At 54.2% G+C, this 4,270-nt stretch carries 2 protein-coding genes and 1 pseudogene; all 3 read left to right on the top strand.

The annotated features are described in order from the left end of the window. Positions 1-1,714: pseudogene (gene ptsP, locus BG74_RS19055) on the top strand (phosphoenolpyruvate--protein phosphotransferase); the annotation flags it as partial. A 104-nt stretch (positions 1,715-1,818) separates the two neighbouring features. Next, complete coding sequence (gene lgt / locus BG74_RS07845) at positions 1,819-2,676, top strand: prolipoprotein diacylglyceryl transferase (protein WP_066597663.1); 858 nt, start codon at positions 1,819-1,821, stop codon at positions 2,674-2,676. A gap of 21 nt (positions 2,677-2,697) precedes the next feature. Continuing rightward, positions 2,698-3,492, top strand: a complete 795-nt coding sequence (gene thyA / locus BG74_RS07840; RefSeq protein ID WP_066597658.1) for a thymidylate synthase — start codon at positions 2,698-2,700, stop codon at positions 3,490-3,492. The last annotated feature ends 778 nt before the right edge of the window (positions 3,493-4,270 follow it).

The raw sequence follows: 4,270 nt of genomic DNA, 5'->3' as shown, positions 1-4,270 counted from the left end.
TGAACGAATCCGTCGCCGAATTCTGCCGTCTGAGCAAGTGGTTTACCGCCAGCGCGCAGTAAAGACAGCGCGGCGGTGTTCACAGCCATTTGCTCAATGATGCGTGCCTGAAACGCGATCTGTTCGCGGAAATCAACGGCGGCGTGGCGGCTGAATGGGCGATGAAGTTGGTGATTGAACGTTTCTCCGAGCAATTCGCGTTGCTAAGCGATAGCTATTTACGCGAACGCGCTGGCGATTTGCGGGCGCTCGGCCAACGACTTCTGTTCCATCTTGACGATAGCGCGCAATGTCATTCAGTGGTCATCGTGCTTCGTGCTGGTGGCCGACGAGCTATAAGCGCCGCGCTCCTGGCCGAAGTGCCGCAGGACAAGCTGGTGAGATTATGGTGCGCGACGGCGCTGCCAACTCCCATACTGCTATTCTAGTGCGGCGATGGGGATACCGACCTTGATAGGTGCCGATATCCAGCCGCTGTTGCTTAATCAGCACTTGCTTATCGTCGACGGCTACCGCGGTGAACTGCTGGTGGATCCTGAGCTTGTCCTGGTGCAGAAATGTGGAGTACCAGCGCCTGGTCAGCGAAGAGCGCGAACTCACCTGACTGGCGGAAGATGATATGGAGCAGCCGTGGCGCTGAAAAGCGGCGAACGTATCCAGGTGATGCTCAACGCCAGTTTGAGCTCGGAATATAATTTGAGCTCGGAATATAAACAGTGCCTCGACGATCGGGTGGACGGCATCTGTTTGTACCGCATGGAAGTTCCCTTCTGTTGCAAAACAGCTTTCCCTCGGAAGAGGAGCAGGTAGCGCAATATCAAGGAATGTTGCAATTGTTTCCAGGTAAATCGATGACGCTGTGCATCCTGGACTTCGGCGCCGATATAGCGGCCCTATATGCCGATAAGCGAGAAAAATCCCTGCCTGAGCTGGCGCGGTATTTGTATTACTCTTGACCAGCCGGAGATTTTTCTCATCCATGTGCGCGCCAATGTCGCCACCGGCAATTTAATTATTCTGCTGCCGATGATAACCAGTGTCGATGATATTGACGAAGCGCGCCGGCTCATCGACCGCACCAGACGCGAAGTTGAGGACGTGCTGGGCTATGCGCTACCAAAGAGCTGCGTATCGGTATTATGGTGGAAGTATCGGCCATGGTGTTTATGCTGTCGGAGCTGATGAGCCGGGTAGATTTTCTATCGGTCGGCACCAACGACCTAACACAGTATTTTTTGGCGGTGGATCACAATAATACCAGGGTGGCGGCGATGTACGATAGCCTGTATCTAGCCATGCTGAAGGTTCTGCAAAAAACCATTAGAGAGTCAGAGCGGCTAGGGCTGACTTACAGCTTGTGCGGAGAACTAGTTGACGATACGATGGGCCCATTGCTGCTAGTGGGTATGGGCTATTGTACGCTGAGTATGAACGGCTATAGCATAGCGCGTATCAAGTACTTATTATTGCGCAAGTATTTATTATTGCGCAATTTGGCGCTGAATGAGGCAAGGGGCTAGCGGAGCGGGTTATTGGCACACAAAACAGCATCGAAATCCGCTATCAGGCGGCAGCATTCATGGAGCAGATCGACCTTGGTGGCCTGATTTGGGGCGGCGCTGGGCAGGGAATCGTTGCATCTGACGGAGGTTATTTACATCCCCTGACTCTCGCCGTCATGCCGCTATGTTATAATACACCACCTCAGTTATAATACACCACCTCATGCCGCGCGGGAAAAGTGCCTGCGTGGCATGTACAGCGGCCGCCGCGTCATCCGGTGGCCGGATAACAAAAACGACGACGTTGTGGTGATGAATGACGACCCATTATCTGGTCTTTCCTCAGTTTGACCCGGTGATTTTTTCCCTGGGCCTGGTTTCCCTGCACTGGTACGGTCTAATGTATCTAGTGGGCTTCGTCTTTGCCATGTGGCTGGCGGTACGGCGCGCGAACCGCCCTGGTAGCGGCTGGTGCAAAGTAGAAGTCGAAAATCTACTCTATGCCGGTTTTCTCGGGGTGTTTATCGGAGGCCGTATCGGTTATGTGCTGTTTTACAACCTGCCGCTATTTCTCGATAATCCCCTATACCTGTTTAAGGTCTGGGACGGCGGTATGTCGTTCCACGGCGGCTTAATAGGCGTCATCGTGGTGATGCTGTGGTTCTCCCATCGTACCCGTCGCCATTTTTTCCAGGTGGCCGATTTTGTCGCGCCGACAGTGCCCTTCGGCCTGGGTGCCGGCCGTTTGGGGAATTTTATCAACGGCGAGTTATGGGGTCGGGTTACTACCGATACGCCATGGGCAATGCTGTTTCCCGGCTCCCGGGAGGAAAATTTGGCGCTGCTGCCGGCCAATCCGCAGTGGCAAGCGCTGTTTGAGTGCTATGGCGTGCTGCCTCGCCATCCGTCCCAGATCTACGAGATGCTCCTTGAAGGAGTGGTGCTGTTTATTATTCTCAATCTGTTTATCCGTAAGTCGCGGCCTATCGGCAGCGTCTCCAGTTTGTTTCTGATTTGCTACGGAGTCTTTCGCATTCTAGTGGAATTTTTCCGCGAGCCGGATGTCCAATTAGGCTTGTTCAGCGGCATCATCAGCATGGGGCAGATTTTATCGCTGCCGATGATTTTGGCCGGCGTGATTATGATGGCCTGGGCGTACCGTCGCTGTCCCTAGCAACATATGTCCTGAGGTATTATGAAACAATATTTGGATTTGATGCGCATGGTGAGTGTGCAAGGTACGCCGAAAGTGGATCGTACCGGTACCGGTACCCTGTCAGTGTTTGGCCATCAAATGCGCTTCGATTTGCGCCAGGGTTTCCCGCTGGTGACCACAAAACGCTGCCATTTGCGGTCGATTATCCACGAGCTGTTGTGGTTCCTTAATGGAGATACCAATATTGCTTATTTGCAGCAGAATAACGTTTCCATCTGGGATAAGTGGGCGGATGAAAACGGCGATCTGGGGCCGGTGTACGGTCGGCAGTGGCGCTCCTGGAGGACTGACGACGGACGCCAGATAGACCAGTTGGCCGAAGTGATGCGCCAGCTCAGGCAAGATCCGGATTCCCGTCGCATTATCGTTTCCGCCTGGAACGTCGGCGATCTAGACAAAATGGCCCTGGCTCCGTGCCATGCGCTGTTTCAGTTCTATGTCGCCAACGGCATCTTATCGTGTCAGCTCTACCAGCGTTCGTGCGATATTTTCCTCGGCCTGCCGTTCAATATTGCCAGTTATGCCCTGCTGATGCACATGCTAGCGCAGCAGTGTGATTTGCAAGTCGGTGATTTCGTCTGGACCGGCGGCGATACTCATCTCTACAGTAACCATTTGCAGCAAGCGGACCTGCAACTGACCCGCGATCCGCGGCCGCGGCCGCTGCTGCTGATTAAGCGCCGTCCGGCAACATTGTTCGATTACCGCTTCGAGGATTTTGAGCTGACGGGTTATGATCCCCATCCGGCGATTAAAGCGACGGTCGCGGTATAAGTCACGGTATAAATTGCTCTCGTGTAGAACATCTGTGCCTAAACATGATTTTTGGGCAGCTGGTCCGTTAGCGTATAAAAGGCTCATGCGCGTGCGGTGATATGTCCTCGTCTATTCGCGATATCGCTCACGCTGCCTTTGTATATCCTATTTCCCGCCTTTCAATGATTGCATCATACACCGCATAACTCAATTTCGCCGCTGGATCGGATCCAGCGACGCAAGCCGAGCTACACTGCAGCAATGAATGACTCCATTAACAGTACCGACCGCGATAACGTCTATGCTTTGCCTGAGTTTTCCTGACGCTAGCGTTGACCACGTTGCCAATCCTGGCGAGAAGTTACGGCTGGTGTCAACATCAGTTCCCCGCCCCAGCAACTGTTGGGCGCTGCTCGCCAGTTGCTGGATTTTATCGTTCGCCAGCAGTGGCATATCGCATGGGGTTAACCGCCGCTGCCGGATCAATGCGGTCTTCGGCGAACGCTGGCAGCTGTACGGTGATCCTCTATGTGGCTTGGGCTGAGCAGCACCTGGAGAGCTAGGCGCGAACCTGCGCGCTGTGTTGCTCCCTATACGGGTGTTCACCTGTCGTTGTCGACGGTAGGCGAGCTGAGTCTGGGCAAGCTGAGCCACACCGCCAGTGTGACTCAATTTGTCCTCAGTAATCAGCGGCTGAGGGTGGTGGTTTCCAGCCGCAGGCGGGTCCAGCTATACAATGAGGGGACGCTTGGTGTAGTCCCGTCATGCTAAACGGTTAGGCAGCAGGGGCGCCGCA

The sequence above is a fragment of the Sodalis-like endosymbiont of Proechinophthirus fluctus genome (assembly GCF_001602625.1).
Taxonomy (GTDB): domain Bacteria; phylum Pseudomonadota; class Gammaproteobacteria; order Enterobacterales; family Enterobacteriaceae.
The sequence above is the reverse complement of the archived record's forward strand: the minus strand, read 5'-3'. Positions and strand labels throughout refer to the sequence as shown.

Bases quoted from the DNA above. Each gene is read 5' to 3' on its own strand.
- lgt (WP_066597663.1), top strand. From the start codon at position 1,819: ATGACGACCCATTATCTGGTCTTTCCTCAGTTTGACCCGGTGATTTTT.
- thyA (WP_066597658.1), top strand. From the start codon at position 2,698: ATGAAACAATATTTGGATTTGATGCGCATGGTGAGTGTGCAAGGTACG.